The following is a 24,693-nucleotide window of genomic DNA, read 5'->3' as shown; positions in this document are numbered from 1 at the left end:
GAAATTCCTTCAGACCAGCGAGACGTCGCCCGCATGGATGACACGTAGGCTGGCATCCGCGAGACGCAAGCGCAGAGCACCGTCCGGGTCAAGCCCCGCAAAGGTGCCGGTCACCTCCCCGTCCCCGTCCAGCATGACTTTCAGCGCCGTTCCCTGCGGATAGGCGCCCTGCTGCCAGGCATTCAGCGTCGCGGATAGCCCTTCCATACGCCACTGCACAAGACGTTCGGCAAACGCATCTGCCAGGATTTCCAGCACGCCGTGAGCGTCTGCAATGCGCCCTTTGGCAGAATGAATGGAAGTTGTCGCACGGTCGGCCAGTTCGGGCGCCGAAACGACATTGATGCCGATCCCGACGATGACATCATCGCCACGGCGTTCGAGCAGAATGCCGCTGATCTTGGCGCCTTCGACAAGAACGTCGTTGGGCCATTTGAGCTGGATCGCAGTTCCGCCGGGCAGGAGCGAGACGATAAGATCGCGAACGGCCACCGCCGCAACAAAGGCCAGCGTATGAACGGGCGGATCACCGGCGCGACGCGCGACTACCGTACTGGCGTAAAGATTGCCCTCGGGGGAGGACCAGGCCTTGCCCCGGCGGCCGCGCCCGGCGCTCTGTCGCACCGCGCGCAGCCAGAAGCCCTCGTCAATGCTCTCGCCGGCGCCGAGGCGCCGGACGAGATCTGCATTGGTCGAAGCCGTCTCTTCAACGACCTCGATCAAAGGGCGGTGAAGAGGGCCGCAGCGGCCGTGTCGGCCAGATGACCCAGCCACTTGGTGAGGAAGAAGCCGAGCGGCGAGATGACGACGCACGAGCCGATCAGGATCAGCTTGTGCCAGATGTCGCTCTCACCCTTCACGACGTCAGCCGGTTCGTCGAAGTACATGACCTTGACGACCTTGAGGTAGTAGAACGCACCGATCACCGAGGCTGCGAAGCCCAGCGCCGCGAGCGCGATCATACCGCCGTCAACGGCTGCCTTGAAGACCAGGAACTTGCCCCAGAAGCCGAACATCGGCGGGATACCGGCAAGGCTGAACATGATCATGGCAAGGCCGAGCGCAAGACCCGGACGGGTGCGCGACAGACCGGCCATCTTGCTCAGGTCCTCGACCTGGTTGCCGTGCTCGTCGGTGAGCATCAGGATCATCGCGAAGCCGCCGACCGACATCGCGACGTAGATCGCGAGGTAGAACAGCATGGCCGAGATACCCTGAGGCGTGGCGACGGCAAGGCCGACCAGCATGAAGCCGACGTTGTTGATCGACGAATAGGCCATCAGTCGCTTGATGTTCGACTGGCGGATGGCACCAAGAGCACCGACAACGATCGAGGCCAGTGCCGCGAAGACGATGATCTGCTGCCAGGCGTGGGCCTGGTCGCCGAAAGCCTCGATGGCGACGCGCATCGTCAGCGCCATGGCCGCGACCTTGGGGGCCGTGGCGAACAGCGTGGTCACCGGGGTCGGTGCGCCTTCGTAGACGTCGGGCGTCCACATGTGGAACGGCACGGCGCTGATCTTGAAGGCAAGACCCGCGAAGACAAAGACGAGACCGAACAGCGCGCCGTTCGAAAGACCATGCGCCATCGAAGCGCTGATACCGTCGAACGAAGTGGTGCCGGCGAAACCGTACGTCAGGCTCATGCCGTAAAGCAGGATGCCCGAGGCCAGCGCGCCCAGCACGAAGTACTTGAGGCCCGCTTCGGCCGAACGGCCGTCGGTACGCAGGAAGGCTGCCAGCACATAGGCGGCAAGCGAGTTCATTTCGAGACCGATGTAGAGCGTGATGAGGTTCGTTGCCGAAACCATCATGCCCATGCCGATCGCCGCCAGCAGGACAAGCACCGGATATTCGGCGCGCATCGCGTTGAAGCGATCGAAGAACTTCGGCGCGACCACCAGCGAAACGGCGGCCGAAATGTAGATCAGAACCTTGGCGTAGGACGCGAAAGCGTCAGCCTTGAACTGACCGTAGAAGGCGAAAGTCTCGGTGCCCATGGCGCCGCCGCACAAGGCGGGAGCGACCAGGACACCGGCGGCGACAAGCGCCGCCACGGCGAGTACGGAGATCAGCTTGGCTGCCTTGTCACCGCCCCAGGCGGCGACAAGGAGCAAGATCAGGCTTGCAATGCTAAGCGTTTCTTCCGGCGCGATCAGGCGCAGCGACTGTGACCAGTCCATCAGTGTGCCCCCTCATGCGCAGCTGCTTCTTCGTGCGCAGGCTTTTGCTTGCCCATTGCCAACTTGGCGTCTCCTTCCGGCTTTGCGCGAGCGAGCCGGGCGTCGAGCGCGGCGATGTCCGCGCGCATCGGAGCAATGAAGCTCTCAGGATAAACGCCCATCCACAGAACCGCGAGGCCAAGCGCACCGACCATGATCAGTTCGCGTGCATCGAGGTCCACCATGGCGGCGGCATCGGCATTCTTCTGGTCGCCAAAGACGACACGGCGATAGAGGTAGAGCATGTAGGCAGCGCCCAGGATGATGCCGGTGGTGCAGATCAGCGCCGTCCAGCTCGATGCCTGGTAGATACCGCCAAGGCTCAGGAATTCGCCGACGAAACCGCTGGTGCCCGGAAGGCCGATCGAGGCCATCGTGAAGAGCAGGAAGAACAGCGCGTAACGCGGCATGTTGATGGCGAGGCCGCCATAACGGGCGATCTCACGGGTGTGCAGGCGGTCGTAGATGATGCCAACGCAGAGGAACAGCGCGCCCGAAACGAGACCGTGGCTGAGCATGACCAGCATCGAGCCTTCAAGGCCCTGCGGATTGAAGGCGAAGAGACCGATGGTCACGATCGCCATGTGCGCGACCGACGAATAGGCGATCAGCTTCTTCATGTCGTCCTGCACCAGCGCGATAAGCGAGGTGATGACGACCGCGGCCATCGACAGGCCCCATACCAGCGGCGCGAACTGCGCCGAGGCTTCGGGGAACATCGGCAGCGAGAAGCGGATGAAGCCATAGCCACCCATCTTCAGCAGCACGCCCGCCAGGATGACCGAGCCTGCGGTCGGCGCCTGAACGTGGGCCGCCGGAAGCCAGGTGTGGACCGGCCACATCGGCATCTTCACCGCGAAGCTGGCGAAGAAGGCGAGCCAGAGCCAGGTCTGGACCTTCGGATCGAAGTCGTAGTTCATCAGTTCGGGGACCGAGGTCGTGCCGGCGGTGTGGACCATCCACAGCATCGCCACGAGCATCAGCACCGAGCCGAGCAGCGTATAGAGGAAGAACTTGTACGAAGCGTAGATACGGTCCGCACCGCCCCAGATACCGATGATCAGGTACATCGGGATCAGGCCTGCTTCGAAGAACATGTAGAACAGGAAGATGTCCTGAGCCACGAACACGCCGATCATCAGCGTTTCAACGAGCAGGAAGGCGGCCATGTATTCGCCGACGCGCTTCTCGATCGAATTCCAGCTCGCGCCGATGCAGATCGGCATGAGGAAGACGGAAAGCATGATCAGAAGCAAGGCAATGCCGTCGATGCCGAGGGCATAGGAGAAGCCCGAGAACAGCTCGTGCCGCTCCTGGAACTGCCACTGCGCGCCGCCGACGTCGAAGTTCATCCAGAGGACGATGCCAAGTGCAAGGTCCACGAGCGTGGCGACAAGCGCCACGACACGGGCCGATTTGGCATCAAGGTAGAGGCAAGCCAGTGCCGCCGCGAGCGGCACTAACAGCATCAGACTGAGGATCGGAAAACCACTCATCATCTTATCCCGCGATCACCCAGCTGATGGCGGCTACGACGCCGATCAGCATGACAAGAGCGTAGCTGTACAGATAGCCCGACTGGACCTTCTGCGCGTAAGTCGAACCCTTCGCGACCACCCAGGCCGCGCCGTCGGGACCGAACTTGTCGATCACGCCGATATCCAGGGCCTTCCAGAACACGTTGCCGAACCAGAAAGCGGGACGGACAAAGATCGTGTTGTAGAGCTCGTCGAACATCCACTTGCGGTACACGAAGGTGTAGACCGGCCCGAGCTGTGCGGCGACTGCCTTGGGGAACGAAAGGTTCTTCACGTAGCCGTACCATGCGGTCAGCAGGCCCAGCGCCATCACCGTGAACGGTGCCCACTTCACCCAGGTCGGCACGCCGTGCATCGCGTGGATCAGGTGTTCGTGGAAGACCAGTGCGCCCTTCCAGAACTCACCCTCACCTTCGGAGACGAAGGCGTGCTGGAACACGTAGCCGGCAAAGATCGCACCCATCGAGAGAATGATCAGCGGCAGCAGCATCACCAGCGGACTTTCGTGCGGATGGTAGCCACCCGTACCGTCACCGTGCTGCGAGTAGTCCGGACCGCGCGAACCGAGTTCGGGTGCGGCATGGGCGTGTACATCGTCAGCGTGGTCGTCGTGCGCATGGTCATCATGGGCATGATCGTCGTGACCGTGTGCGTCATGGACGGCGTGCTGAATGTGCTCCGACTGGATCCAGCGCGGCTTGCCGAAGAAGGTCAGGAAGACCAGGCGCCACGAATAGAAGCTCGTCATGAGCGCGGCAGCGATACCCATCCAGAAGGCGAAACCGCCAACCTGCGAGCCCGAACCGAAGGCTGCTTCGAGGATTGCGTCCTTCGAGTGGAAGCCTGCGAAACCGGCGAAACCAGCAACACCGACGCCGGTGATGGCCAGCGTACCCGCCGTCATCGCCCAGAAGGTGATCGGGATGTGCTTACGCAGACCGCCGTAGAAGCGCATGTCCTGCTCATGGTGCATCGAGTGGATGACCGAGCCGGCACCGAGGAACAGCAGCGCCTTGAAGAAGGCGTGCGTGAACAGGTGGAACATGGCGGCGCCATAGGCACCGACGCCGGCGGCGAAGAACATGTAGCCGAGCTGCGAGCAGGTCGAATACGCGATCACGCGCTTGATGTCCCACTGGGTGCAACCCACGGTAGCAGCGAAGAAGCAGGTGCAGGCACCGACGAAGGCGACGATGTGCATCGCGGTTTCGCTGGTCTCGAACATCGGCGAGAGACGGCAGACCATGAAGACGCCGGCGGTGACCATGGTGGCCGCGTGGATCAGCGCCGACACCGGGGTCGGGCCTTCCATCGCGTCCGGAAGCCAGGTGTGCAGGCCGAGCTGCGCCGACTTGCCCATCGCGCCGATGAACAGCAGGATGCAGATCACGGTCATGGTGTCGAAACGGGCACCAAGGAAACCGATGGTCGAACCGGCCATGCCGGGCGCAGCGTGCAGGATCTCGGGGATCGAGACCGTGCCGAACACCAGATACGTACCGAAGATGCCGAGCATGAAGCCGAGGTCACCGACGCGGTTGACCACGAAGGCCTTGATCGCGGCAGCGCCGGCCGAAGGCTTGCGGAACCAGAAGCCGATCAGAAGGTACGAGGCAAGACCCACGCCTTCCCAACCGAAGAACATCTGCACCAGGTTGTCCGCCGTCACCAGCATGAGCATGGCAAAAGTGAACAGCGACAAGTACGCGAAGAAGCGCGGCTGATCCGGCTCCTCGCTCATGTAGCCCCAGGAATAGAGGTGCACGAGCGCGGAGACCGAGGTGATGACCACCAGCATGACGGCGGTCAGCGTGTCGACACGCAGCGCCCAGTCGAAGGTCATGGCGCCCGACTGGACCCACTTGAGGACCGGAACGACGCTGGCTTCGGCGTGACCGCCGAGGAACTGAAGGAAGATCGGCCACGACAGGGCACACGACACGAAGAGTGCGCCCGTCGTGATGGACTTCGCGGCGACGTTGCCGAGCTGCTTGTTGCCCAGCCCGGCGATGATCGCTGCCAGTAATGGCAGGAAGACGATGATCAGGATATGCTGCAAGGCCTTATCCCTTCATCCGGTTGACGTCGTCGACGGCGATGGTGCCGCGGCCACGGAAGTAGATCACGAGGATTGCAAGCCCCACTGCGGCCTCGCCGGCAGCGACCGTAAGCACGAACATCGCGAAGATCTGACCCGTGAGGTCGTGCAGGGCGGCGCTGAACGCGACGAGGTTAAGGTTGACCGCAAGCAGGATCAGTTCGATCGCCATGAGCAGAACGATGACGTTCTTGCGGTTGAGGAAGATGCCGAGGACGCCGAGCACGAAGAGGATCGAGCTCACGACCACGTAATGTTCGACGCCGATCACAGCTGGACCCCCTTGCCCACTTCGGGCTTGACGTTGACGGTCGCTTCGTCGGGACGACGGGCGATCTGCTTGCTGATCTTCTGGCCGCGCGTATCGCCACGCTGACGATGGGTCAGCACGATGGCGCCGATCATCGCGACGAGCAGGATCAGACCGGCAGCTTCGAACAGGAACAGGTAGCGACTGTACATCAGCGCACCGATGGCTTCGATGTTCGTGGTGCCGGCAGGTGCGGCGTTGGTGCCGTCAGCCGTGCCCAGTACGAGCCCGCCGGACTTGTAAGCGCCGATACCGAGCACCATCTCGGCGAGCAGCACGACCGCGACCAGCAGGCCGAGCGGGAAGTTCTTGACGAACCCGGCCCGCAGTTCGGCGAAGTCGATGTCGAGCATCATGACGACGAAGAGGAACAGGACCGCAACGGCACCGACATAGACGATAACGAGCAGCATGGCGATGAACTCGGCGCCGGTGAGCACCATGAGCCCGGCAGCGTTGAAGAACGCCAGGATCAGGAACAGCACCGCGTGAACCGGGTTGCGCGAGAGGATCGTCGCAGCGGCCGACGCGATGGTCAGCGCAGCGAACAGATAGAAGGCGATGGTCTGGATCATGTCCGCGGGCCCCTATCGATACGGCGCATCGGCTTCAAGGTTCGCGGCGATCGCACGCTCCCACTTGTCCCCGTTCGCCAGTAGCTTGGCCTTGTCATAGAGCAGTTCCTCGCGCGTTTCGGTCGCGTATTCGAAGTTCGGCCCCTCGACGATGGCGTCCACCGGGCAGGCTTCCTGGCAGAAGCCGCAGTAGATGCACTTCGTCATGTCGATGTCGTAGCGCGTGGTGCGGCGCGAACCGTCCTCACGCGGCGCGGCTTCGATCGTGATCGCCTGCGCCGGGCAGATCGCTTCGCAAAGCTTGCAGGCGATGCAGCGTTCCTCGCCGTTGGGATAACGGCGCAGGGCGTGCTCACCACGGAAGCGCGGCGAAAGCGGGTTCTTCTCGAAGGGGTAGTTGATCGTCGCCTTGGGCTTGAAGAAATACTTCAAGGTCAGCCAGTGCGCCTTCACGAACTCCCAGAGCGTGAAGCTCTTTATGAGTTGTCCGACGGTCATTGGAAGTGTCCGGTAGCCATGAGGTAGCCGCTGACGAGAACAACGAACAGCAGCGATACGGGCAGGAAGACCTTCCAGCCCAGGCGCATCAACTGGTCATAGCGGTACCGGGGAACGGTGGCCTTGATCCAGCTGAACACGAAGAAGAAGCCGAAAACCTTGATCAGGAACCAGATGAAGCCCGGAACGAGGTACAGCACGGGGATGTCGAGCGGCGGCAGCCAGCCACCCCAGAACAGCGTCGCGTTGAGCGCGCACATCAGGAGCACGTTGGCATATTCGCCCAGCCAGTAGGCGGCGAAAGCCATCGACGAGTATTCGGTCTGATAGCCGGCGACAAGTTCCGATTCCGCTTCGGCGAGATCGAAAGGAGCACGCTGCGTTTCCGCAAGGCTCGAAATCAGGAACATCACCCACATCGGGAACAGCAGCGGGTTCGCGGCGAAACCGTTGATGATCCCCAGCACGTGGCCCTTCTGTGCCCAGACGATGTCGTTCATGTTGAACGTACCCGCCCAGAGCACGACGGTGATCAGGATGAAGCCGATCGAGACTTCATACGAGATCATCTGCGCCGAAGCACGCATCGCGGAGAAGAACGGGTACTTCGAGTTCGAAGCCCAGCCCGCCATGATCGTGCCGTAGACACCCAGCGAGCTGATCGCGAGGATGTAGAGCAGACCGATGTTGATGTTGGAAACGAAGGCGCCCGAATTGAACGGGATCACCGCCCAAGACAGCAGCGCCAGCGTGAAGGTCACCACCGGGGCGATCAGGAACAGGCCCTTGTTCGCCGCCGAAGGAATGATGGTTTCCTGAAGGAAGACCTTCAGGCCGTCCGCGAAGGACTGGAGCAGACCGAACGGACCGACCACGTTGGGACCACGGCGAAGCGCCATGGCGGCCCAGATCTTGCGGTCGACATAGATGATCATGGCCACGGCCAGCATCAGCGGCAGCGCGATGAGCAGAATGCCGCAGACGGTGGCGACAAACCACGCCCACTCGTAGCTCATCCCGAGAGTTTGGAAGAAAGCGGTCATTCCGCGGCCTCCGCCAGCTCTTCCCCATGGAGGATTTCGGCCGAGCAGCGCTGCATGACGGCGCTTGCACGGGCGATCGGGTTGGTCATGTAGAAGTCCTTGATCGGATAGGCGATCTGACCGGCAGCGGAACCACCGCCGAGGGGCAGAACGCTGCCGTAGTCGGCCAGACCTTCGCTGCCAAGTGCAGGAACTTCCGCGATCATTGCGTTTCGCAGTTGATCGAAGGTGTCGAAACCAACGCTCACGCCGAAGGCATCGGCCAGAGCGCGCAGGATCGTCCAGTCCTCACGGGCATCGCCGGGTGCGAATACGGCCTTGTCGGCCCACTGCACGCGGCCTTCGGTGTTGACGTAAGTGCCCGCCTTTTCGGTGTAGGCCGAAGCCGGCAGGATCACGTCGGCCGCATGGGCGCCCTTGTCGCCGTGGTGACCGATGTAGACGATCATCGAACCCGCAAACTGGGTGAAGTCCACTTCGTCGGCGCCGAGCGCAAGCAGGACCTTGGGCTTGGCGGCAACGAGGTCGGCAATGCCGCCCTTCTGCGCATAGCCGAGCATCAGGCCGCCCATGCGGGCCGCCGCCATGTGGAGGACATTGAAGCCGTTCCACTTGGTGCCGTCTTCAAGATCGCGCACGAGGTTGAACTGGGCTGCGAGCGCAAGGCCCGCTTCCAGACCGCCACGGCCGAGCGCCGCACCGCCGAGGATCACCGCCGGACGCTTGGCGTTCGACAGCGCATCGGCGACGTTCTGCGGAAGATTGCCGAGGACCGACAGGTCTTCGCCGAGGAACTGGCCGCCGAAGGTGGTTTCCCACTCGGGACCGACCAGGAACACCTTGGCGCCGCGCTTGACCGCCTTGCGCAGGCGAACGTTGAGCAGCGGGGCTTCCCAGCGCACGTTGCTGCCGGCGATCAGGATCGCGTCAGCCGTCTCGATGCCCGAGAACGTGGTGTTGAAGTTGACGGCGGCCAGGCTGTCCGTCGCATAATCCATCCCGGTCTGGCGACCTTCGATGAGCGTCGAACCGAGCGCGCCGACCAGCTTCTTGGCGGCGAACATCGTTTCGCAATCGACCATGTCGCCAGCGACGGCGGCAATCGAGTTGCCCGGGTTCAGCGTGGCGATGGCGGCGAAGGCCTCGTTCCAGCTGACCGCGACGAGCTTGCCGTCACGGCGCAGGAATGGCTTGTCGAGACGGCGCTTGGTAAGCCCGTCGACCATGTAGCGCGCCTTGTCGCTGATCCATTCCTCGTTCACGTCATCGTTGTTACGAGGAAGCACGCGCAGCACTTCGCGGCCGCGCGCATCGATGCGGATGTTGGCGCCCGTGGCGTCCGACACGTCGATGCCCAGCGTCTTCTTGAGTTCCCAGGGACGGGCCTCGAAGGCGTAGGGACGCGAGGTGAGCGCGCCGACCGGGCACAGGTCGATCACGTTGGCCGACATCTCGTGCTTGGCAGCATGTTCGAGATAGGTCGTGATCTGCATGTTCTCGCCGCGATAGAGCGCGCCGATTTCGTCCACGCCGGCGATCTCTTCCGAGAAACGCACGCAGCGGGTGCAGTGGATGCAGCGCGTCATCGTCGTCTTGATGAGCGGGCCCATGTACTTTTCAGTGACCGCGCGCTTGTTCTCGTCGTAGCGCGAAGCGCCGCGACCGTAAGCGACCGACTGGTCCTGAAGGTCGCACTCGCCGCCCTGATCGCAGATCGGGCAGTCGAGCGGGTGGTTGATGAGGAGGAACTCCATCACCCCTTCCCGCGCCTTCTTGACCATTTCGGAATCCGTGCGGATTTCCTGGCCTTCGGCGGCCGGAAGCGCGCACGAAGCCTGGGGCTTCGGCGGTCCGGGCTTCACTTCGACCAGGCACATGCGGCAGTTGCCGGCGATGCTCAGGCGTTCGTGGTAGCAAAAGCGCGGGATTTCCTTGCCGGCAAGCTCACAGGCCTGCAGCACGGTTGCGCCGGTGGGGACGTCGATCTCGACGCCGTCGACTTTGACCTTGGGCATTACTCGGCAGCCTCGCGGACGTTTTCGGCGATCCGGCGCTCAAGCTCCGGACGGAAATGACGGATCAGGCCCTGGATCGGCCACGCCGCAGCGTCGCCCAGAGCGCAGATGGTGTGGCCTTCGACCTGCTTGGTCACCTGCTGCAGCATGTCGATTTCCTCGACTTGCGCATCGCCGGTGCGCAGGCGCTCCATCACGCGCCACATCCAGCCCGTGCCTTCGCGGCAGGGGGTGCACTGACCGCAGGACTCGTGCTTGTAGAAGTACGAGATGCGGCTGATGGCGCGGACGATGTCGGTGGACTTGTCCATGACGATGACGGCAGCGGTACCGAGGCCCGAACCGACAGCGCGCAGGCCGTCAAAGTCCATCGGCGCGTCCCAGATCTCGGCAGCCGGCACCAGCGGAACCGACGAACCGCCGGGGATCACCGCCAGCAGGTTGTCCTTGCCGCCGCGAATACCGCCGCAGTGACGCTCGATCAGCTCGCTGAACGGGATCGACATCTCTTCCTCGACGACGCAGGGACGGTTCACGTGCCCGCTGATCTGGAAGAGCTTGGTGCCCTTGTTGTTCTCACGGCCGAAGCTGGAGAACCAAGCTGCGCCGCGGCGCAGGATGGTCGGCGCAACCGCGATCGATTCCACGTTGTTGACCGTGGTCGGGCAGCCGTAGAGGCCCGCGCCGGCCGGGAACGGCGGCTTCAGGCGGGGCTGGCCCTTCTTGCCTTCGAGGCTTTCGATCATCGCGGTTTCTTCGCCGCAGATGTAGGCGCCGGCGCCGCGGTGGACGAAGACGTCGAAATCGTAACCCGAACCGCAGGCGTTCTTGCCAAGCAGACCGGCTGCGTAGGCTTCTTCACGCGCCGCGAACAGCGTCTCTGCCTCGCGGATGTATTCGCCGCGAATGTAGATGTAGGCCGCGCGCGCACCCATTGCGAAGCCCGCGACCAGCGCGCCTTCGAACAGCAGGTGCGGATCGTGGCGCATGATCTCGCGATCCTTGCACGAACCCGGTTCGGATTCGTCCGCGTTGATCACGAGGAAGCTGGGCTTCGGGTTGCCGTTCTGGTCGAGCGGCGGCTGCTTGGGCATGAAGGACCACTTCATGCCGGTCGGGAAGCCCGCACCGCCGCGGCCACGCAGACCCGAGGCCTTCATCTCGTCGATGATGGCTTCACGGCCGCGCTCGATCAGCGCCTTGGTGTTGTCCCAGGCGCCGCGCGCCTGCGCTTCCTTCAGATTCCACGGCTGATAGCCGTAGAGGTTGGTGAAGATGCGATCCTTATCGAGGAGAGCCATTACCACTCACTCCGATAGTCATGGTTTTCGGTGATCATGGCCGCCAGGCTGGTCGGCTCGCCCACCGGTTCAACGGTGTGACGGGCGGGATCCTGGGTGCCGGCCTTGGGCGTTTCACCACGTGCCAGCGCGTCGAGCACCGCATTGAGGCGCTCCGACGTGAGGTCTTCGTAGTTGTCGTCGTTGATCTGGACCATCGGCGCCGAGGCGCAGTTGCCCATGCACTCGACCTCGGTGAACGACCACAAGCCGTCTTCCGAGATGTGGCCCTTCTTCATGCCGCGCGACTTGCAGGTCGCCAGCAGGTCGTCGGATCCGCGCAGCATGCACGGCGTGGTGCCGCAGACCTGCACGTGGAAGCGGCCGATCGGCGCGATGTTGTACATCGTGTAGAAGGTCGCGACCTCAACCACGCGAATGATCGGCATGTCGAGATAGGCGGCGATGTATTCCATCACCGGGATCGGCAGCCAGCCCTGCGTGTTCTCTTCCGCGCCAACCTGACGCTGGGCGAGATCGAGCAGCGGCATCACGGCCGAGCGCTGGCGCCCTTCCGGATAACGCGCGACAACTTCCTTCGCCTTCTCGGCGTTTTCGGAAGTCCAGGCGAAATTGCCCCAACGGGCCCGAAGTTCGGGCGTGTCGGGTTCGATATAGCGGTCAGCCATGCTTACCCCTGCGCTTCAGCCACTGGTCCTGGCCGAAAAGAAACAATTCGAAACCGCCGATCGCGGTCACCAGCATCGGCAGAGCGCCGGTGGGCTGGAGATCGAGATAGACGGCGGCAAAATACCACACCGCAAGGGCCACACCGGTGACGGCGGCCCAGATGCGGATCAGTTCGAGCGTGTTGAATTTCATCGGATGAACTCAACCCGCGAGCACTTGTCGCCCTCGAAGCTGTACACCGACATGACTTCGAAAGGCTCCGCGCTCGCCGAACGGAACACACGCTCGTGCAGGACGACATATTCGCCCAGTTCGTAGGAAGAGAGGATTTCCGCACGGTTCTCGGGGAACTCGGCGAACATCTTCTTCAGCCCCTCGCGGGTGCCTTCCTTGCCTTCGCGAACGACTGCACCGCGATAGCCCGCCTCGCATGCGTCGTCGGTCATGAGGGCGACGTAAGCATCGGCGTCCTGCGCGTTGTAGTGCGCGATCATCAGCTCGGCAGTAGCGAGGCGGCTCAACGGTCGCACTCCCCGAACACCACGTCGATGGCGCCGAGAATGGCGGTCGCGTCGGGAAGCATGTGCCCCTTCGACATGAAGTCCATCGCCTGGAGGTGCGAGAAGGCGGTCGGGCGGATCTTGCAGCGGTACGGCTTGTTCGAGCCGTCCGACACCAGATAGACGCCGAATTCACCCTTGGGGCTTTCCGTGGCGACGTAGACTTCGCCGGCCGGCACGTGGAAGCCTTCGGTGTAGAGCTTGAAGTGATGGATCAGCGATTCCATCGACTGCTTCATCTCGCCGCGCTTGGGGGGAACCACCTTGCGGTCGGACGAAGCCACCGGGCCCTCGGGCATCTCTGCCAGGCACTGCTTCATGATCCTGGCCGACTGGCGCACTTCCTCAACGCGGACCATGAAGCGGTCGTAGCAATCCGAGTTGGTGCCGACGGGGATCTCGAAGTCCATGCGGTCATAGACGTCATAGGGCTGCGACTTGCGGATATCCCAGGGGATACCGGCGCCGCGGATCATCGGGCCCGAGAAGCCCCAGGCCAGCGCGTCTTCCTTGCTCACCAGCGCGATGTCGACATTGCGCTGCTTGAAGATGCGGTTGTCGACCACGAGGCTCATCGCGTCCTCGAACAGCTCCGGCAGGCGGGTGTCCAGCCAGTCGGCGATGTCGGTCAGCAGCTTGAGCGGCACGTCCTGATGGACACCGCCGGGGCGGAACCAGGCCGAGTGCATGCGGGCGCCCGATGCGCGCTCGAAGAAGTTGAGGCAGTCCTCGCGGATTTCGAACAGCCACAGGTTCGGGGTCATCGCGCCCACGTCCATGACGTGCGAGCCGATGTTGAGCATGTGGTTGCAGATGCGGGTCAGCTCGGCGAACAGCACGCGCAGGTACTGCGCGCGGATCGGCACCTCGAGGTTGAGCAGCTTTTCGACCGCAAGGACGTAGGAATGCTCCATGCCCAGCGGCGAACAGTAGTCCAGACGGTCGAAATACGGCAGCGCCTGGAGGTAGGTCTTGTGCTCGATCAGCTTCTCGGTGCCGCGGTGCAGCAGGCCGACGTGCGGGTCGATACGCTCGATGATCTCGCCATCGAGTTCCATGACCATGCGCAGAACGCCGTGGGCCGCAGGGTGCTGCGGACCGAAGTTGATCGTGTAGTTGGTGATGACTTCGTCGCCGGTAGTCGGCGACTGCTCAAGCAACATGCTCACGCCTTGTCTCCTTCGGCCTTTTCATCGCCCGGAAGGACGTACTCGGCGCCTTCCCAGGGGCTCATGAAGTCGAACTGACGCAGATCCTGCGCAAGCTTGACAGGCTCGTAGACCACGCGCTGTTCCTCTTCCGAGTAACGCAGTTCGACATGGCCGGTGAGCGGGAAGTCCTTGCGGAACGGGTGCCCTTCGAAGCCATAGTCGGTCAGGATGCGGCGCAGGTCCGGGTTGCCGGCGAAGATCACGCCGTACATGTCGAACACTTCGCGCTCCAGCCAGCCCGCATTGGGCCAAAGCGTGGTGACGGTCGGCACCGGGGTGTTCTCGGCGGCGTTCACCTTCACCATCAGGCGATGGTTCTTCGTCACCGAAAGCAGCATGTAGACGACTTCGAAACGCTCCGGGCGCGACGGGAAGTCGACACCAGCCATTTCCATCATCTGCTGGTATTCGTGATGGTCACGCAGCAGGCGAAGGGCGTTTTCGATCTGGTCGCGCACAACGGTGAGCACGACTTCGCCGTGCTCTTCCTTGGCCGCGACGACCATGTCGCCAAGTGCGGCCGAGAGCGTCTCGATCACACCTTCATTCGAAGCGAACTTCGGGGCGGAATGCAGAACGGTCATCGTCGTCCTTACCTATCGAGCGCGCCGACACGGCGGATCTTGCGCTGCAACTGCATCACGCCATAGAGCAGCGCCTCTGCGGTCGGCGGACAGCCCGGCACATAGATGTCGACCGGGACGATCCGGTCGCAACCGCGCACGACGCTGTAGCTGTAGTGATAGTAACCGCCGCCGTTGGCGCACGAGCCCATCGAGATGACGTACTTCGGGTCCGACATCTGGTCGTAGACCTTGCGGAGCGCCGGAGCCATCTTGTTGCACAGCGTGCCGGCCACGATCATCACGTCCGACTGGCGCGGAGAAGCGCGCGGCGCGGCACCGAAGCGCTCCATGTCGTAACGCGGCATGTTCACGTGGATCATCTCGACCGCGCAGCAGGCGAGGCCGAACGTCATCCACCACAGCGAGCCGGTACGGGCCCACTGGAACAGTTCCTCGGTCGAGGTGACGAGGAAGCCCTTGCCGGACACTTCCTGATTGAGGTCCTTGAAGAAGGACTGATCGGGCGGCGTGATCGCACCGCCCTGGCTTGCGGCCGGCGCCAGGGGCTGGCCGGCAGAGTTCACGAGAGTGCTCATTCCCAGTCCAGAGCTCCCTTCTTCCATGCATAGGCGAGGCCGATGGCCAGTTCACCGAGGAACACCATCATCGTCAGCCAGCCGGCCCAGCCGGTCAGCTTGAGCGACACGGCCCAGGGGAACAGGAATGCGGCTTCAAGGTCGAAGACGATGAAAAGGATCGCCACGAGATAGAAGCGCACGTCGAACTGGCTGCGCGGGTCTTCGAATGCGGGGAAGCCGCATTCATACTCGCTGTTCTTGTCGGCACTCGGGTTGTGGGTGCCGGTCAGGCGCGAGACGGCCAGCGGCAGGAGCACGATCACCGACGAGAGCGCGAGCGCGATCACGAGGAAGATCAGAATCGGCAGGTATTGTGACAGATCAGTCAATGGTTCTGGCCTCATACCGGATTACGGCAGCCGGACTCATGCCAATGGCAACGCCCGGTCGTTGCGGGCGTCCTTAGGACAGCCCTCCCCCTATCGCAAGGTGTCCGAGCGGAATAATCGGCCCAAGTTCGTTGCATTGCAACGCATTCGCAACAAGGCCCGCCCCAGACATCTATCGCCATGATCCGGCATCATCCGGAAACCCAAGGAGCACCGCGGGATAGCCCCCTGCCTCCCCCCGCAAGCCCTATCGCCTTACAGATGCAAGATTTCGCAGCCAGATTGCATAAAAAGGTGCCCGCCGCAGTGGCCCAACGCCGTGGGGATGGAGCATCCTCGCCTCGGTTAACGCCAGAGTCGCCAATTGCAATTGATGCAGCGCAACACTAGTTCACTTGCCAAGGATACCTGTTTCCCAGCGTGAAAGGCATAATAATGGCCCAAATCTCGGCTTCGGACCCAATTGTCATTCTCTCTTACGCACGTACCCCGATGGGCGGCCTGCAAGGCTCGCTCGCGGACGTATCGGCAACCGATCTTGGTGCAACTGCGGTAAAGGCCGCTGTAGAGCGCGCCGGGGTTGCCGGTGACGACATCGAACGCATCTACATGGGCTGCGTGCTGCCTGCCGGTCTCGGCCAGGCCCCTGCCCGCCAGGCCGCGCTCAAGGCCGGCCTTCCGAAGTCGGTCCAGGCCACTACCGTCAACAAGGTCTGCGGCTCGGGCATGCAGACGGTGATCATGGGTGCCGAGGCTCTCGCGTCCGGCTCGCTCGACGTGATCGTCGCCGGCGGCATGGAATCGATGACCAATGCGCCGTACCTGTCGAAGAAGCACCGCTCGGGCGCACGCGCCGGTCATGACACCCTTTACGATCACATGTTCCTCGACGGCCTCGAAGATGCCTACGAAGGCGGCTCGATGGGTTCGTTCGCCCAGGTCACCGCCGACGAGTACCAGTTGACCCGCGAAAACCAGGACGACTACTCGATCGAATCCCTGCGCCGCGCGCAGGAAGCCATCGCCAACGGTTCGTTCAAGGCCGAAGTCGTCCCCGTCACCGTCAAGACCCGCAAGGGCGACCTGGTGATCGACACCGACGAGCAGCCGCCCAAGGGCAACCCGGACAAGATCCGTACGCTGCGCGCCGCCTTCGCCAAGGACGGCACGATCACCGCCGCCACCTCCAGTTCGATCTCGGACGGCGCCGCCGCCGTGGTCATGACCCGCAAGAGCGTGGCCGAGGCCAAGGGCCTTGCCCCGGTCGCAACCGTCGTCGGTGTCGCCGCCCACGCGCATGAACCCGCCAAGTTCACCACCGCACCGGTCGGCGCCATCACCAAGCTGATGGACAAGGTGGGCTGGCAGCTTTCGGACGTCGACCTGTTCGAAGTCAACGAGGCCTTCGCCTGCGTCGCCATGTTTGCCATGCACGACCTCGGCATTTCGCATGACAAGGTGAACGTCCATGGCGGCGCCACTGCACTGGGTCACCCGATCGGCGCCTCGGGCACCCGCATCATCGTCACCCTCATCAACGCCCTGAAGGAAAAGGGCCTGAAGAAGGGTGTCGCCTCACTGTGCATCGGCGGCGGCGAAGCCACGGCGATCGCGGTCGAACTGGCCTGATCGCCAACGACCCGATCCCAAAAAGAAAACCTCGCCGGGAACGGCGAGGTTTCTTTTTTCAGGCCATGCGGTTCCGCCGGAATGCTCAGGGCGCGCCCGTGCCCCAGAGTTCATCCTGTTCGACAAAACCCTTGTGCCCGGCAACATCGAACGGACACCAGCCGTTCTTGCAATCCCCCAGCACGCCGACGACCCCGGACTCGATGCGCCAGAGCATCGGCGATGTACGACTGGGCTCGGCATGCATCTCCACCGGTGCCTTGGAGCGCACCATCGCCGCGCGCTGACGCGAAAGCAGCAGGTCGCGCATCCAGCCCTGCGTTCCGTCCGGATCCTCGACAAAACGCCATGGCCCTTCGCGGCGGATCACTTTCACCGGCAGATGCGGCCGCCGGTAGACCCAGTCGATCCGATACGATTCGCCCGGCCCCACCCGCAAGTTGGCAAGGTCGGCATCGATCGAGGCCCAGTACGGCACCTTGTCATCCTCCGCCCCGGCCGGTGCGGCCGCAAATGCGGCAAGCGCGCCCGCAAGAACTGCCGCAGCGAAGGCGCGCGCGCCCTTGTGGGCACGGAAAGGAGTTGGGATAGTCATAGCGCTTTCATACCTTGCTCCCGCGGCCCGCTTCAAGGCCGCTTGACCGGGAGCCTGTGGAAGGCATAGCCCGTCAGAGCGATGACTCTGGTGACCGAAACCGATCTTGCCCACCGCCACGGCGACCGCCCCCGCGTGATCCTGACGCGGCGCCTCCTGCCCGCGGTGGAAGCGCGCATGGCCGAACTGTTCGAACTCGTCGACAATCCGGGCGATGTCGCGATGACGCGCGAGCAACTCGCAGCCGCGATGAGCGACTGTGACGTGCTGGTTCCCACGGTAACCGATCGCATCGACGCCGAACTGATCGCCGCAGCCGGAACGCGACTCGGGCTGATCGCCAACTTCGGCGCCGGCACCGAACACATCGACATAGAAGCTGCGCGTGCGCGCGGGATCGTCGTCACCAACACCCCCAGCGTCTTCACCGACGACACCGCCGACCTGACGATGGCACTGATCCTGTTCGTGATGCGGCGGTTCGGTGTGAATGAGCAGGTGCTGCGGCGCGGCGAATGGTCAGGCTGGGGCCCTTCGTCGATGCTCGGCAGCGCGCTGTCCGGCAAACGGCTCGGCATCGTCGGCATGGGGCGGATCGGCCAGGCCGTCGCCCACCGCGCACGTGCTTTCGGGCTGGAGGTGACCTATCACAACCGACGCCGCCTGCCCACCGCACTCGAAACCATGTTCGGCGCCCGTTACGAAGCCGACCTCGACCGCCTGATCACCGAAAGCGACATCCTCACCCTGCACTGCCCGGCCCTGCCCGGCGGCGCGGCGCTGATGGACGCCCGCCGCCTCGCCGCGATGAAGCCCACCGCCTGCCTCATAAACACCGGGCGCGGACAACTGGTCGACGAACCGGCGCTGATCGACGCGCTCGCAAACGGCCACATCGCCGGCGCGGGCCTCGACGTGTTTGCCAACGAGCCGCAGATCAATCCGCAACTGCTCGCGCTGCCCAACCTCGTCGCCCTGCCCCATCTCGGCAGCGCCACCCACGAAGGGCGCGGCGCCGCGGGCGAAAAGATCATCGCCAACATCCGCTTCTGGGTCGATGGCCACCGCCCGCCGGACCAGGTCCTCCCGCAACTGTCCTGATCGGGCTTTCACCTAGGCCGTAAACCCATGAACGGCACCATCGCGGTTTACCTTAAGGTGCCGTTTATGAGTTTACGGCCTAACCTGCTTGCGCCCTGCATGCGCTTGTCTATGCACGACTTCCTGCACTAGACTGGTCCCTGGGGGCTGGTTCGTGGAACCGGTGCGTTTCGGGGGAATGTTGATGATCAAGCGCAGCACCTTGGCCCTTGCGGCCATGCTCGGCGCGCTGCCCGTGCCAGCCTGGGCTCAGGCCGGTTTGCCTGACCGCGCGGACAGCGGCGACACCGCCGCCCTGCTCGCAGCGGCGGCGCTGGTGCTCCTGGCGGGCCTGTCCGGGATCGCACTCCAGCATTGCGGCCGGCTGCGGCCGGGCAACCGGATGTCCGTCCTTCTGCAATCGCTCTCGATCACCGCCGTGGTGACACTTGTCTGGACCGTTGCCGGTTACACCATCGCCTTCGGGGACGTTTCCGGCGGCTGGATCGGCGCAGGCAATGCCTGGATGCTGATCCACCTTTCCGACCTTCGCCCCGGTACGGCGGTTCCCGAGAGTGCTTTCGTCCTGTTCCAGCTTGCCGTGGCGACCATCGCCCCGGTGCTGATGACCGGCGCCTGGGCCGAGCGGGCCCGCTTCGGCTGGGTCATGCTGTTCTCGGCGCTCTGGACCGCGATGGTCGCCGCCCCTCTCGCCCATTGGATCTGGGGAGGCGGCTGGCTGGCCCGATCGCTCGGCGCGCTGGACTGGGCCGGCGGGCTGGGGGTGTTCCTGCCGGCGGGCATATCGGCGCTGGTCCTGGCGCTCATGATGGGCCGCCGCCTTGACCCCAGCCCCGCCGACGCCACCGCCTTGCAGGCGAATGCCCTGTCGCTGACCGGCACCGGCCTCGTCTGGATCGGCGGAATTGCGCTCTGTGCGGGTTGGGCTTTCTCGGCGAGCGACGCCGCGGCCGCCGCTGCCATCAACGCCCACATTGCCATGGCGGCCAGCCTGGTGAGCTGGATCGGCCTCGCCCGCCTGTCGGCAAGCAAGGACGGCAATGCCGGGCTGGGCGAGCCGGGACCGGCGGTACTGGCAGGCCTTGCCGCCGTCGCCACCGGCGCGGGCTTTATCTCTCCGGGCGGTGCCATGCTGACCGGTGTCGTCGGAGCATTGGCGGCCTGGTACGGCAAGCGCCTGCTCGCCCGCCTCGCCATCGACGATACCAACGCGGTCTTCGCCACCGCCGGACTGGCCGCCATCGCCGGAAGCCTGCTCTGCGCGCTGTTCCAGAGCGTGGATTTCGGCGGGACCGGCTATGCCAGCGGCCAGACCATGATCGGACAGATCGCCGCGCAGGCCATCGCCGTCGGCGTCATCACGATATGGTCGGCAGTGGTCAGCGCGATCGCCGCGCTGATGGCATCGATCCTGTTCCCGATGCGCGTGTCGGAGCCCGCCGAGCGCGCCGGGCTTGACGCCAGCAGCCACGGAATTGCCCGTAGCGTATGAAAGACAAGATCCGATCCTGGCTGCACCTCGCCCTGCAAACGCTGCTGGGCACGTTCAGCCTGCAAGGCCGCTCGACGCGCAGTGAAGTCATTGGCTGGTTCGTGCTGGTAACGCTGCTCAACGCGGTTCTGCTGGCCCTCGCCTCGCTGCTGCTGTCAGGCGCGGCGCTGGCATGGACACAGATCGCAGTGCCCGCGGCGACCACGCTTCCGGCTTTTGCCCTGCTCGTGCGGCGCATGCACGACATAGGCCTACGCGGCTGGTGGAGCCTTCCACTGATCATCGTCGGCTTCAAGAATCTTGCCCTCGATGCGATTTCGCTAACCGCAGGCTGGGGCCTGCGCGGCAACATCGAGGCCGTCACCCGCTATCTCGACTGGGCGCTGCTGCCGGCCTTCGCCTTTGCCTACCTTCTGGTCCTGGTCGCACCGGGGACATCGGGCGGCAACCGGTTCGGCCCCAATCCGCGGCTCGCGAGCACGAACGCACCACCCCCGACCAGCCCTCCGTCCGCCGTCCCCGGCACCTGATCGCGCTCAGCCCGGCTTCCTGGGCAGCGCGATCTCCGCCAGGCCCGCGCACATCAGCGTGCCCTTCTGGTTCGTCATCTTGTGCTTAACCTGCACCAGATGACGGCCTTCCTCGTCCACCAGCTTGTCGACCACCTCGGCAGTCTGGATCGTGACGTCGCCCGAAAGCGCCGGCCCGCGATAATTGGCGGTGGAGTGGACCACCATGCCCCACTCACCAGCCCAACCGGACAAGTAGTCGGTGACCCAGGCGCCCATCGACGCGCCGTAGCCATAAGCGCGCGGCATGCCGATCTTGCGGGCGTACTTCGGGAACAGGTGCCCGCGCGAAGGCCCGAAATAGGCGCCATCGGTCAGTTCGGGATTGATACGCTCCATGTGCGGGTCGTTCTCGTGCCCCGCCATCTCCGGCGTGAAGCCGAGCGCGGCAAGATCCAGTTCGCGGCGATCCAGCGTTCCCCAGGTGGTGAACAGATAGGCGCGCCACTCGGTGGTGAAGCTGGCCACGGTATGCGGGCCGAACACACGCTCCGGCAAGTGGTCGCCGACATTGACGTCATCCCACCAGCGCTCCTTGTGCCCGAGGTCATGCAGCATCTGGATCCAGGTGAACTTGCGCTCTTCCAGCGCCTCCAGTTCATCGTCGGTCCATTCCGGCTCCTCGAACTCGGCGGTGTTCACGGTGTCTCCACCGGCATGGGCGAGGTAGCGGATCGCAGTGGAGCGCTGCTTGGCGATCAGTTCGCCGTGCTGGTTGCGATAGAAATTGTCGCCGCGCTGGAAGCAGGTCGGGCCGAAACCGGTGTTCTTGACGACGTAGTCGAAGGGAATACGCTCGTTGGTGACGGTGTCGCCGCCAAACACGCGCGGGCCATAGTGCCAGAACTCGTCGCCGCCGAACAGCAGGTGCGAATTGGGAATGCAGCCCACGCAGGACGGCGCGGTACCGTGGCCATCGTCCATGACGATCGGGAAGCTCTGCGGTGCCACCAGCTTGCCGTAACGGCTGGCAGCCGCATAGGCCGGGTCGAAGTGCAGCAGGTTGGGATAATGCATCGCCTGAACCCAGCGGCGAATGTCGTTGTTGCCCAGCACTTCCCGGATCGGCGCGGAATCGATGACCTTGCCGAGATACTGGTCGATATCCGAACAATCGAACGTGGCGGTTGCAGCCTCTGACATCGCGTAGTCCTCTCCTTGCCGGGCCATGGACAGGCCTCGTGCTTGATCCGGCGCCCTGCTCGACCCCTCATGATCGACAATGCTGTTCATTACAGAAGCCGGATGCCACGTCACGCCCGCACCGCTCCGTCTCGAACAGTAACGCCGTGGCGCTACGCCGCTCTCGACAGGCGCGCGTGCGCCAATTATGCCAGCGTTTAATCGATCAATTAAACGGAGTGGACATGCCTCTTCCTGCGCCTTTCGATAATTTGCGCCTTCCCGTCATCGCGGCGCCGATGTTCATCGTCTCGAACCCGGAACTGGTCATTGCCCAAGTCCGCTCGGGGATCGTCGGCAGCTTCCCTGCGCTGAACGCCCGTCCGGCCAGCCAGCTCGACGAATGGCTTTGCAAGATCGAAGAGGAAACGGAAGGTAGCGCGCCCCCCTTCGCCGTGAACCTGATCGTCCACAAGAGCAACAACCGCCTCCAGGACGACCTTGCCGTGCTCGAGAAGCACAAGGTGCCGCTGGTCATCACCTCGCTTGGCGCCATTCCCGAAGTAAACGCGGCCGTGCACGGCTGGGGCGGAGCGGTGTTCCATGACGTGATCGACAACCGCTTTGCCCGCAAGGCCGTCGAAAAGGGCGCGGACGGCCTGATCGCGGTCGCCGCCGGTGCCGGCGGTCATGCTGGCACGCAGTCCCCCTTCGCACTGGTCCAGGAAATCCGCAGCTGGTTCGACGGGCCGCTGGCGCTCTCCGGCGCGATTTCCTGCGGCCGCTCGATCCTCGCTGCCCAGGCGATGGGCGCCGACTTCGCCTATATCGGCAGCTCCTGGATCGCCACCAGCGAAGCCAATGCCGCCGAAGGCTACAAGCAGGCAATCGTCGACAGCCATGCCTCCGACATCGTCTATTCCAGCCTGTTCACCGGGGTTCACGGCAATTACCTGCGCTCATCGATCCTTGCATCGGGCCTCGATCCCGACAACCTGCCGGAAGGGGACAAGAGCGCGATGGATTTCGGTTCGGGCGGCAATACCGCAGCCAAGGCCTGGAAGGACATCTGGGGCGCCGGTCAGGGCGTAGGCGCGGTGGAGCGGATCGAATCCGTGGCCGACCGCGTCGCCGCGCTCGAAACTGAATATCAATCGGCCGTCACCAGCCTGCGCGGCCGCACGGGCATCGATTGAGGGAACGGCGGCAGGAAAGCTGCGCCCGGCGGCATGGCTGTCGCCGCCCCTGCCGAAACCGCGCCGTCCGTCCCCTGCCACAGCAATTCGGCCATCGCATCGAGTTCGGCAAAGTCGATGCCCTGTCCCAGCGGATCGCGGCGGTTGAGCAGGGGGCGACGGGCGCTCTGTGTCAGCAACAGGCGCCGCAAGGCCTTGCGCAGCAGATCCAGGCGCATCTGCGCGGCCATGGCCGCACCCCGTGGATCACGCCGGTCCGCCGTGCACCAATCCGCCTCGATCTGGCCGACCCGCTCGACCACCAACTGCGTATAGCCGTGGTGCGGACCGCGGTGGAGCGGCAGGCCCAGGCGCAGCGCCGCATCCTCGCGGCATGGCAGGAGCAGGCCATTATCGCGAAAATCCTCGAAACGACGCCGCTCCGGCCTGATGGCGGCGAACATGCGGGCGAACGACCTGCGCACGAGCACGGCGCGCGGCAGCAAGTGGTGGCGCTGAAGCCCCGGATCAAAGTCGGGCTGGCCCCTGCGGTTGACCGCTCGGAAAGACAGGAACTGCCGCAGAGGTAGATCGGCTCCCTCAACCCTGGCGCCAGATCCACACGAGGTTGCCGACTTGCGAAGGTTCGGCAAAGAGCCCGTTCCCGCCCTCGATCGGCCCGGACCGGGTCATCGCCCCGTGCCGCACGAGGAAATCGGCCACGCGGATGGCAAGCTTGATGGTCTCGGCCCGCGCCTCGCCCTGCGCCGCTTCCAGCTGGAATTCCTGCCCGGTGAACGCGGCAAGCCCCTGGCTGGCCACGCTGCCATCGGGCGCAGGCACCAATGCGGCAAGACCGAGCGCGGGGAATGCCCCGCCGCCCAGCCAGTTCATCACGATTCGCGCGAAATAGGCAGGAGCCATCGCCGTTCCCGCGCTGTGCCAGGCCACCGCCACCACCGGTGCCTGCAGCGCGAGCCCCGCCGCCAGCCCTGCCAGCGTACGCACGACCGGCAGCATCGCCCGTCCTGCCGCAATATGTCTCCCCGGCGCGATCTCCACCGCCTCCAGAGCCTGGAAGCGGGGTGCCGACTGCTCGAACCCATAGACATGCTGCGGTGCCGGCACCGGCGAACCTGCGCCCGGCTTCAGGCCGGACAGGTCGAACGTCAAGCCGCTCGACAGCAGTTCCAGCCAGCCCTCATCCTGCCGAGGGCGGTGACTGATCCGTGCGGTCGATCCACCGCCGTCGAACAACCGGGCCATGTCATCCGCCGAGGGACGACAGCCCGCTTCGAACAGCAACGAAACGCCGCCCTCCGAATGGCGCACCGGCCCTTCACAAGTCAGAACATCAAGGCTCACCGGCTGATCCGTTTCCACCGTCACAATTGGCATCAATTCGCCTCTGGCGTCGAGTCCGTTTTGCCCTTCGTA

25 protein-coding genes and 1 pseudogene are annotated in these 24,693 nt (G+C 64.1%); 5 read left to right on the top strand and 21 right to left on the bottom strand.

All coding sequences use genetic code 11. The annotated features are described in order from the left end of the window. Window positions 1-9 precede the first annotated feature (9 nt). The 17 genes and pseudogenes from OKA11_RS10645 to OKA11_RS10565 all read right to left on the bottom strand — a co-directional run bounded on the left by OKA11_RS10645 (window position 10) and on the right by OKA11_RS10565 (window position 15,573). A complete protein-coding gene (locus OKA11_RS10645; RefSeq protein ID WP_267220154.1) occupies window positions 10-723 on the bottom strand; it encodes a biotin--[acetyl-CoA-carboxylase] ligase in 714 nt (237 codons plus the stop codon). After that, entirely contained in the window at window positions 720-2,183 is a 1,464-nt protein-coding gene (gene nuoN, locus OKA11_RS10640; RefSeq protein WP_267220153.1) for an NADH-quinone oxidoreductase subunit NuoN, read from the bottom strand. The genes OKA11_RS10645 and nuoN overlap by 4 nt, the downstream gene beginning before the upstream one ends. Beyond that, window positions 2,183-3,718, bottom strand: coding sequence for an NADH-quinone oxidoreductase subunit M (locus OKA11_RS10635; RefSeq protein ID WP_267220152.1), 1,536 nt, complete (start codon window positions 3,716-3,718; stop codon window positions 2,183-2,185). The genes nuoN and OKA11_RS10635 overlap by 1 nt, the downstream gene beginning before the upstream one ends. A gap of 4 nt (window positions 3,719-3,722) precedes the next feature. After that, window positions 3,723-5,819, bottom strand: a complete 2,097-nt coding sequence (gene nuoL, locus OKA11_RS10630) for an NADH-quinone oxidoreductase subunit L (protein WP_267220151.1) — start codon at window positions 5,817-5,819, stop codon at window positions 3,723-3,725. Window positions 5,820-5,823: 4 nt separating this feature from the next. After that, entirely contained in the window at window positions 5,824-6,129 is a 306-nt protein-coding gene (gene nuoK / locus OKA11_RS10625) for an NADH-quinone oxidoreductase subunit NuoK (protein WP_142633990.1), read from the bottom strand. Next, complete coding sequence (locus tag OKA11_RS10620) at window positions 6,126-6,743, bottom strand: NADH-quinone oxidoreductase subunit J (RefSeq protein WP_267220150.1); 618 nt, start codon at window positions 6,741-6,743, stop codon at window positions 6,126-6,128. Before OKA11_RS10620 ends, nuoK begins: the two co-directional genes overlap by 4 nt. 12 nt (window positions 6,744-6,755) lie before the next feature. Continuing rightward, on the bottom strand, window positions 6,756-7,241 hold the full coding sequence (gene nuoI / locus OKA11_RS10615; protein ID WP_142633994.1) for an NADH-quinone oxidoreductase subunit NuoI: 486 nt from the start codon (window positions 7,239-7,241) through the stop codon (window positions 6,756-6,758). Further along, entirely contained in the window at window positions 7,238-8,284 is a 1,047-nt protein-coding gene (gene nuoH, locus OKA11_RS10610; protein ID WP_142633996.1) for an NADH-quinone oxidoreductase subunit NuoH, read from the bottom strand. The genes nuoI and nuoH overlap by 4 nt, the downstream gene beginning before the upstream one ends. After that, window positions 8,281-10,299, bottom strand: a complete 2,019-nt coding sequence (nuoG, locus tag OKA11_RS10605) for an NADH-quinone oxidoreductase subunit NuoG (protein ID WP_267220149.1) — start codon at window positions 10,297-10,299, stop codon at window positions 8,281-8,283. The genes nuoH and nuoG overlap by 4 nt, the downstream gene beginning before the upstream one ends. Then, window positions 10,299-11,600, bottom strand: a complete 1,302-nt coding sequence (gene nuoF / locus OKA11_RS10600; RefSeq protein WP_142634000.1) for an NADH-quinone oxidoreductase subunit NuoF — start codon at window positions 11,598-11,600, stop codon at window positions 10,299-10,301. Before nuoF ends, nuoG begins: the two co-directional genes overlap by 1 nt. Next, window positions 11,600-12,268, bottom strand: coding sequence for a complex I 24 kDa subunit family protein (locus OKA11_RS10595; protein ID WP_142634002.1), 669 nt, complete (start codon window positions 12,266-12,268; stop codon window positions 11,600-11,602). Before OKA11_RS10595 ends, nuoF begins: the two co-directional genes overlap by 1 nt. Continuing rightward, on the bottom strand, window positions 12,261-12,461 hold the full coding sequence (locus OKA11_RS10590; RefSeq protein ID WP_142634004.1) for a hypothetical protein: 201 nt from the start codon (window positions 12,459-12,461) through the stop codon (window positions 12,261-12,263). The genes OKA11_RS10595 and OKA11_RS10590 overlap by 8 nt, the downstream gene beginning before the upstream one ends. Next, on the bottom strand, window positions 12,458-12,763 hold the full coding sequence (locus OKA11_RS10585) for a nuclear transport factor 2 family protein (protein ID WP_267220256.1): 306 nt from the start codon (window positions 12,761-12,763) through the stop codon (window positions 12,458-12,460). Before OKA11_RS10585 ends, OKA11_RS10590 begins: the two co-directional genes overlap by 4 nt. A 23-nt stretch (window positions 12,764-12,786) precedes the next feature. Then, window positions 12,787-13,992: an NADH-quinone oxidoreductase subunit D gene (locus tag OKA11_RS10580; protein WP_267220255.1), complete on the bottom strand. Its 1,206-nt coding sequence runs from the start codon at window positions 13,990-13,992 to the stop codon at window positions 12,787-12,789. 20 nt (window positions 13,993-14,012) lie between these two features. Then, window positions 14,013-14,624 (bottom strand): annotated as a pseudogene (locus OKA11_RS10575) (NADH-quinone oxidoreductase subunit C); the annotation flags it as partial. 8 nt (window positions 14,625-14,632) lie between these two features. Continuing rightward, entirely contained in the window at window positions 14,633-15,202 is a 570-nt protein-coding gene (locus OKA11_RS10570) for a NuoB/complex I 20 kDa subunit family protein (RefSeq protein WP_267220147.1), read from the bottom strand. Continuing rightward, a complete protein-coding gene (locus tag OKA11_RS10565) occupies window positions 15,199-15,573 on the bottom strand; it encodes an NADH-quinone oxidoreductase subunit A (RefSeq protein ID WP_142634012.1) in 375 nt (124 codons plus the stop codon). Before OKA11_RS10565 ends, OKA11_RS10570 begins: the two co-directional genes overlap by 4 nt. A gap of 435 nt (window positions 15,574-16,008) precedes the next feature. Between OKA11_RS10565 and OKA11_RS10560 the strand changes: the two genes are divergently transcribed. Further along, window positions 16,009-17,202, top strand: coding sequence for a thiolase family protein (locus OKA11_RS10560; RefSeq protein WP_267220146.1), 1,194 nt, complete (start codon window positions 16,009-16,011; stop codon window positions 17,200-17,202). Window positions 17,203-17,287: 85 nt separating this feature from the next. Here the strand turns inward: OKA11_RS10560 and OKA11_RS10555 are convergent, their stop codons facing one another. Continuing rightward, a complete protein-coding gene (locus OKA11_RS10555) occupies window positions 17,288-17,797 on the bottom strand; it encodes an SH3 domain-containing protein (RefSeq protein ID WP_267220145.1) in 510 nt (169 codons plus the stop codon). A gap of 81 nt (window positions 17,798-17,878) precedes the next feature. On the opposite strand from OKA11_RS10555, the gene OKA11_RS10550 reads away from it, so the two are divergent. The 3 genes from OKA11_RS10550 (at window position 17,879) to OKA11_RS10540 (ending at window position 20,920) form a co-directional block, all read left to right on the top strand. Continuing rightward, window positions 17,879-18,898 (top strand): 2-hydroxyacid dehydrogenase, encoded by a 1,020-nt coding sequence (locus OKA11_RS10550; RefSeq protein WP_267220144.1) that lies wholly within the window; start codon window positions 17,879-17,881, stop codon window positions 18,896-18,898. 184 nt (window positions 18,899-19,082) lie between these two features. After that, window positions 19,083-20,390 carry an ammonium transporter gene (locus OKA11_RS10545; RefSeq protein WP_267220143.1) on the top strand — a complete coding sequence of 436 codons (1,308 nt, stop codon included), beginning with the start codon at window positions 19,083-19,085 and terminating at the stop codon, window positions 20,388-20,390. Next, the gene (locus tag OKA11_RS10540; protein ID WP_267220142.1) at window positions 20,387-20,920 is read left to right on the top strand and encodes a DUF805 domain-containing protein; all 534 of its coding nucleotides are present in this window, start codon (window positions 20,387-20,389) and stop codon (window positions 20,918-20,920) included. Before OKA11_RS10545 ends, OKA11_RS10540 begins: the two co-directional genes overlap by 4 nt. Before the next feature lie 6 nt (window positions 20,921-20,926). Here OKA11_RS10540 and OKA11_RS10535 read toward each other — a convergent pair whose 3' ends face one another. Beyond that, window positions 20,927-22,102, bottom strand: coding sequence for an FAS1-like dehydratase domain-containing protein (locus OKA11_RS10535; protein WP_267220141.1), 1,176 nt, complete (start codon window positions 22,100-22,102; stop codon window positions 20,927-20,929). A 224-nt stretch (window positions 22,103-22,326) separates the two neighbouring features. On the opposite strand from OKA11_RS10535, the gene OKA11_RS10530 reads away from it, so the two are divergent. Beyond that, entirely contained in the window at window positions 22,327-23,277 is a 951-nt protein-coding gene (locus tag OKA11_RS10530; protein ID WP_267220140.1) for an NAD(P)H-dependent flavin oxidoreductase, read from the top strand. Here OKA11_RS10530 and OKA11_RS10525 read toward each other — a convergent pair. Together OKA11_RS10525 and OKA11_RS10520 are read right to left on the bottom strand one after the other, a co-directional pair. After that, window positions 23,232-23,909 (bottom strand): AHH domain-containing protein, encoded by a 678-nt coding sequence (locus tag OKA11_RS10525; protein ID WP_267220139.1) that lies wholly within the window; start codon window positions 23,907-23,909, stop codon window positions 23,232-23,234. The two genes, OKA11_RS10530 and OKA11_RS10525, sit on opposite strands and share 46 nt — an antisense overlap. Then, window positions 23,857-24,621: a hypothetical protein gene (locus OKA11_RS10520; protein WP_267220138.1), complete on the bottom strand. Its 765-nt coding sequence runs from the start codon at window positions 24,619-24,621 to the stop codon at window positions 23,857-23,859. Before OKA11_RS10520 ends, OKA11_RS10525 begins: the two co-directional genes overlap by 53 nt. Window positions 24,622-24,693 lie beyond the last annotated feature (72 nt).

Origin of the sequence: Novosphingobium clariflavum (assembly GCF_026420865.1) — a bacterium.
GTDB lineage: Bacteria > Pseudomonadota > Alphaproteobacteria > Sphingomonadales > Sphingomonadaceae > Novosphingobium > Novosphingobium clariflavum.
This window is presented reverse-complemented; position numbering and strand designations above follow the sequence as displayed.

Coding starts and splice junctions, on each gene's coding strand:
- OKA11_RS10570 (WP_267220147.1), bottom strand. CDS start 15,202: ATGAGCACTCTCGTGAACTCTGCCGGCCAGCCCCTGGCGCCGGCCGCA.
- OKA11_RS10585 (WP_267220256.1), bottom strand. CDS start 12,763: ATGATCGCGCACTACAACGCGCAGGACGCCGATGCTTACGTCGCCCTC.
- OKA11_RS10545 (WP_267220143.1), top strand. CDS start 19,083: ATGATCAAGCGCAGCACCTTGGCCCTTGCGGCCATGCTCGGCGCGCTG.
- nuoG (WP_267220149.1), bottom strand. CDS start 10,299: ATGCCCAAGGTCAAAGTCGACGGCGTCGAGATCGACGTCCCCACCGGC.
- OKA11_RS10540 (WP_267220142.1), top strand. CDS start 20,387: ATGAAAGACAAGATCCGATCCTGGCTGCACCTCGCCCTGCAAACGCTG.
- nuoF (WP_142634000.1), bottom strand. CDS start 11,600: ATGGCTCTCCTCGATAAGGATCGCATCTTCACCAACCTCTACGGCTAT.
- OKA11_RS10530 (WP_267220140.1), top strand. CDS start 22,327: ATGCCTCTTCCTGCGCCTTTCGATAATTTGCGCCTTCCCGTCATCGCG.
- OKA11_RS10635 (WP_267220152.1), bottom strand. CDS start 3,718: ATGAGTGGTTTTCCGATCCTCAGTCTGATGCTGTTAGTGCCGCTCGCG.
- OKA11_RS10550 (WP_267220144.1), top strand. CDS start 17,879: ATGACTCTGGTGACCGAAACCGATCTTGCCCACCGCCACGGCGACCGC.
- OKA11_RS10580 (WP_267220255.1), bottom strand. CDS start 13,992: ATGTTGCTTGAGCAGTCGCCGACTACCGGCGACGAAGTCATCACCAAC.
- nuoN (WP_267220153.1), bottom strand. CDS start 2,183: ATGGACTGGTCACAGTCGCTGCGCCTGATCGCGCCGGAAGAAACGCTT.
- OKA11_RS10555 (WP_267220145.1), bottom strand. CDS start 17,797: ATGACTATCCCAACTCCTTTCCGTGCCCACAAGGGCGCGCGCGCCTTC.
- nuoH (WP_142633996.1), bottom strand. CDS start 8,284: ATGACCGCTTTCTTCCAAACTCTCGGGATGAGCTACGAGTGGGCGTGG.
- OKA11_RS10620 (WP_267220150.1), bottom strand. CDS start 6,743: ATGATCCAGACCATCGCCTTCTATCTGTTCGCTGCGCTGACCATCGCG.
- OKA11_RS10590 (WP_142634004.1), bottom strand. CDS start 12,461: ATGAAATTCAACACGCTCGAACTGATCCGCATCTGGGCCGCCGTCACC.
- nuoI (WP_142633994.1), bottom strand. CDS start 7,241: ATGACCGTCGGACAACTCATAAAGAGCTTCACGCTCTGGGAGTTCGTG.
- OKA11_RS10560 (WP_267220146.1), top strand. CDS start 16,009: ATGGCCCAAATCTCGGCTTCGGACCCAATTGTCATTCTCTCTTACGCA.
- OKA11_RS10595 (WP_142634002.1), bottom strand. CDS start 12,268: ATGGCTGACCGCTATATCGAACCCGACACGCCCGAACTTCGGGCCCGT.
- OKA11_RS10535 (WP_267220141.1), bottom strand. CDS start 22,102: ATGTCAGAGGCTGCAACCGCCACGTTCGATTGTTCGGATATCGACCAG.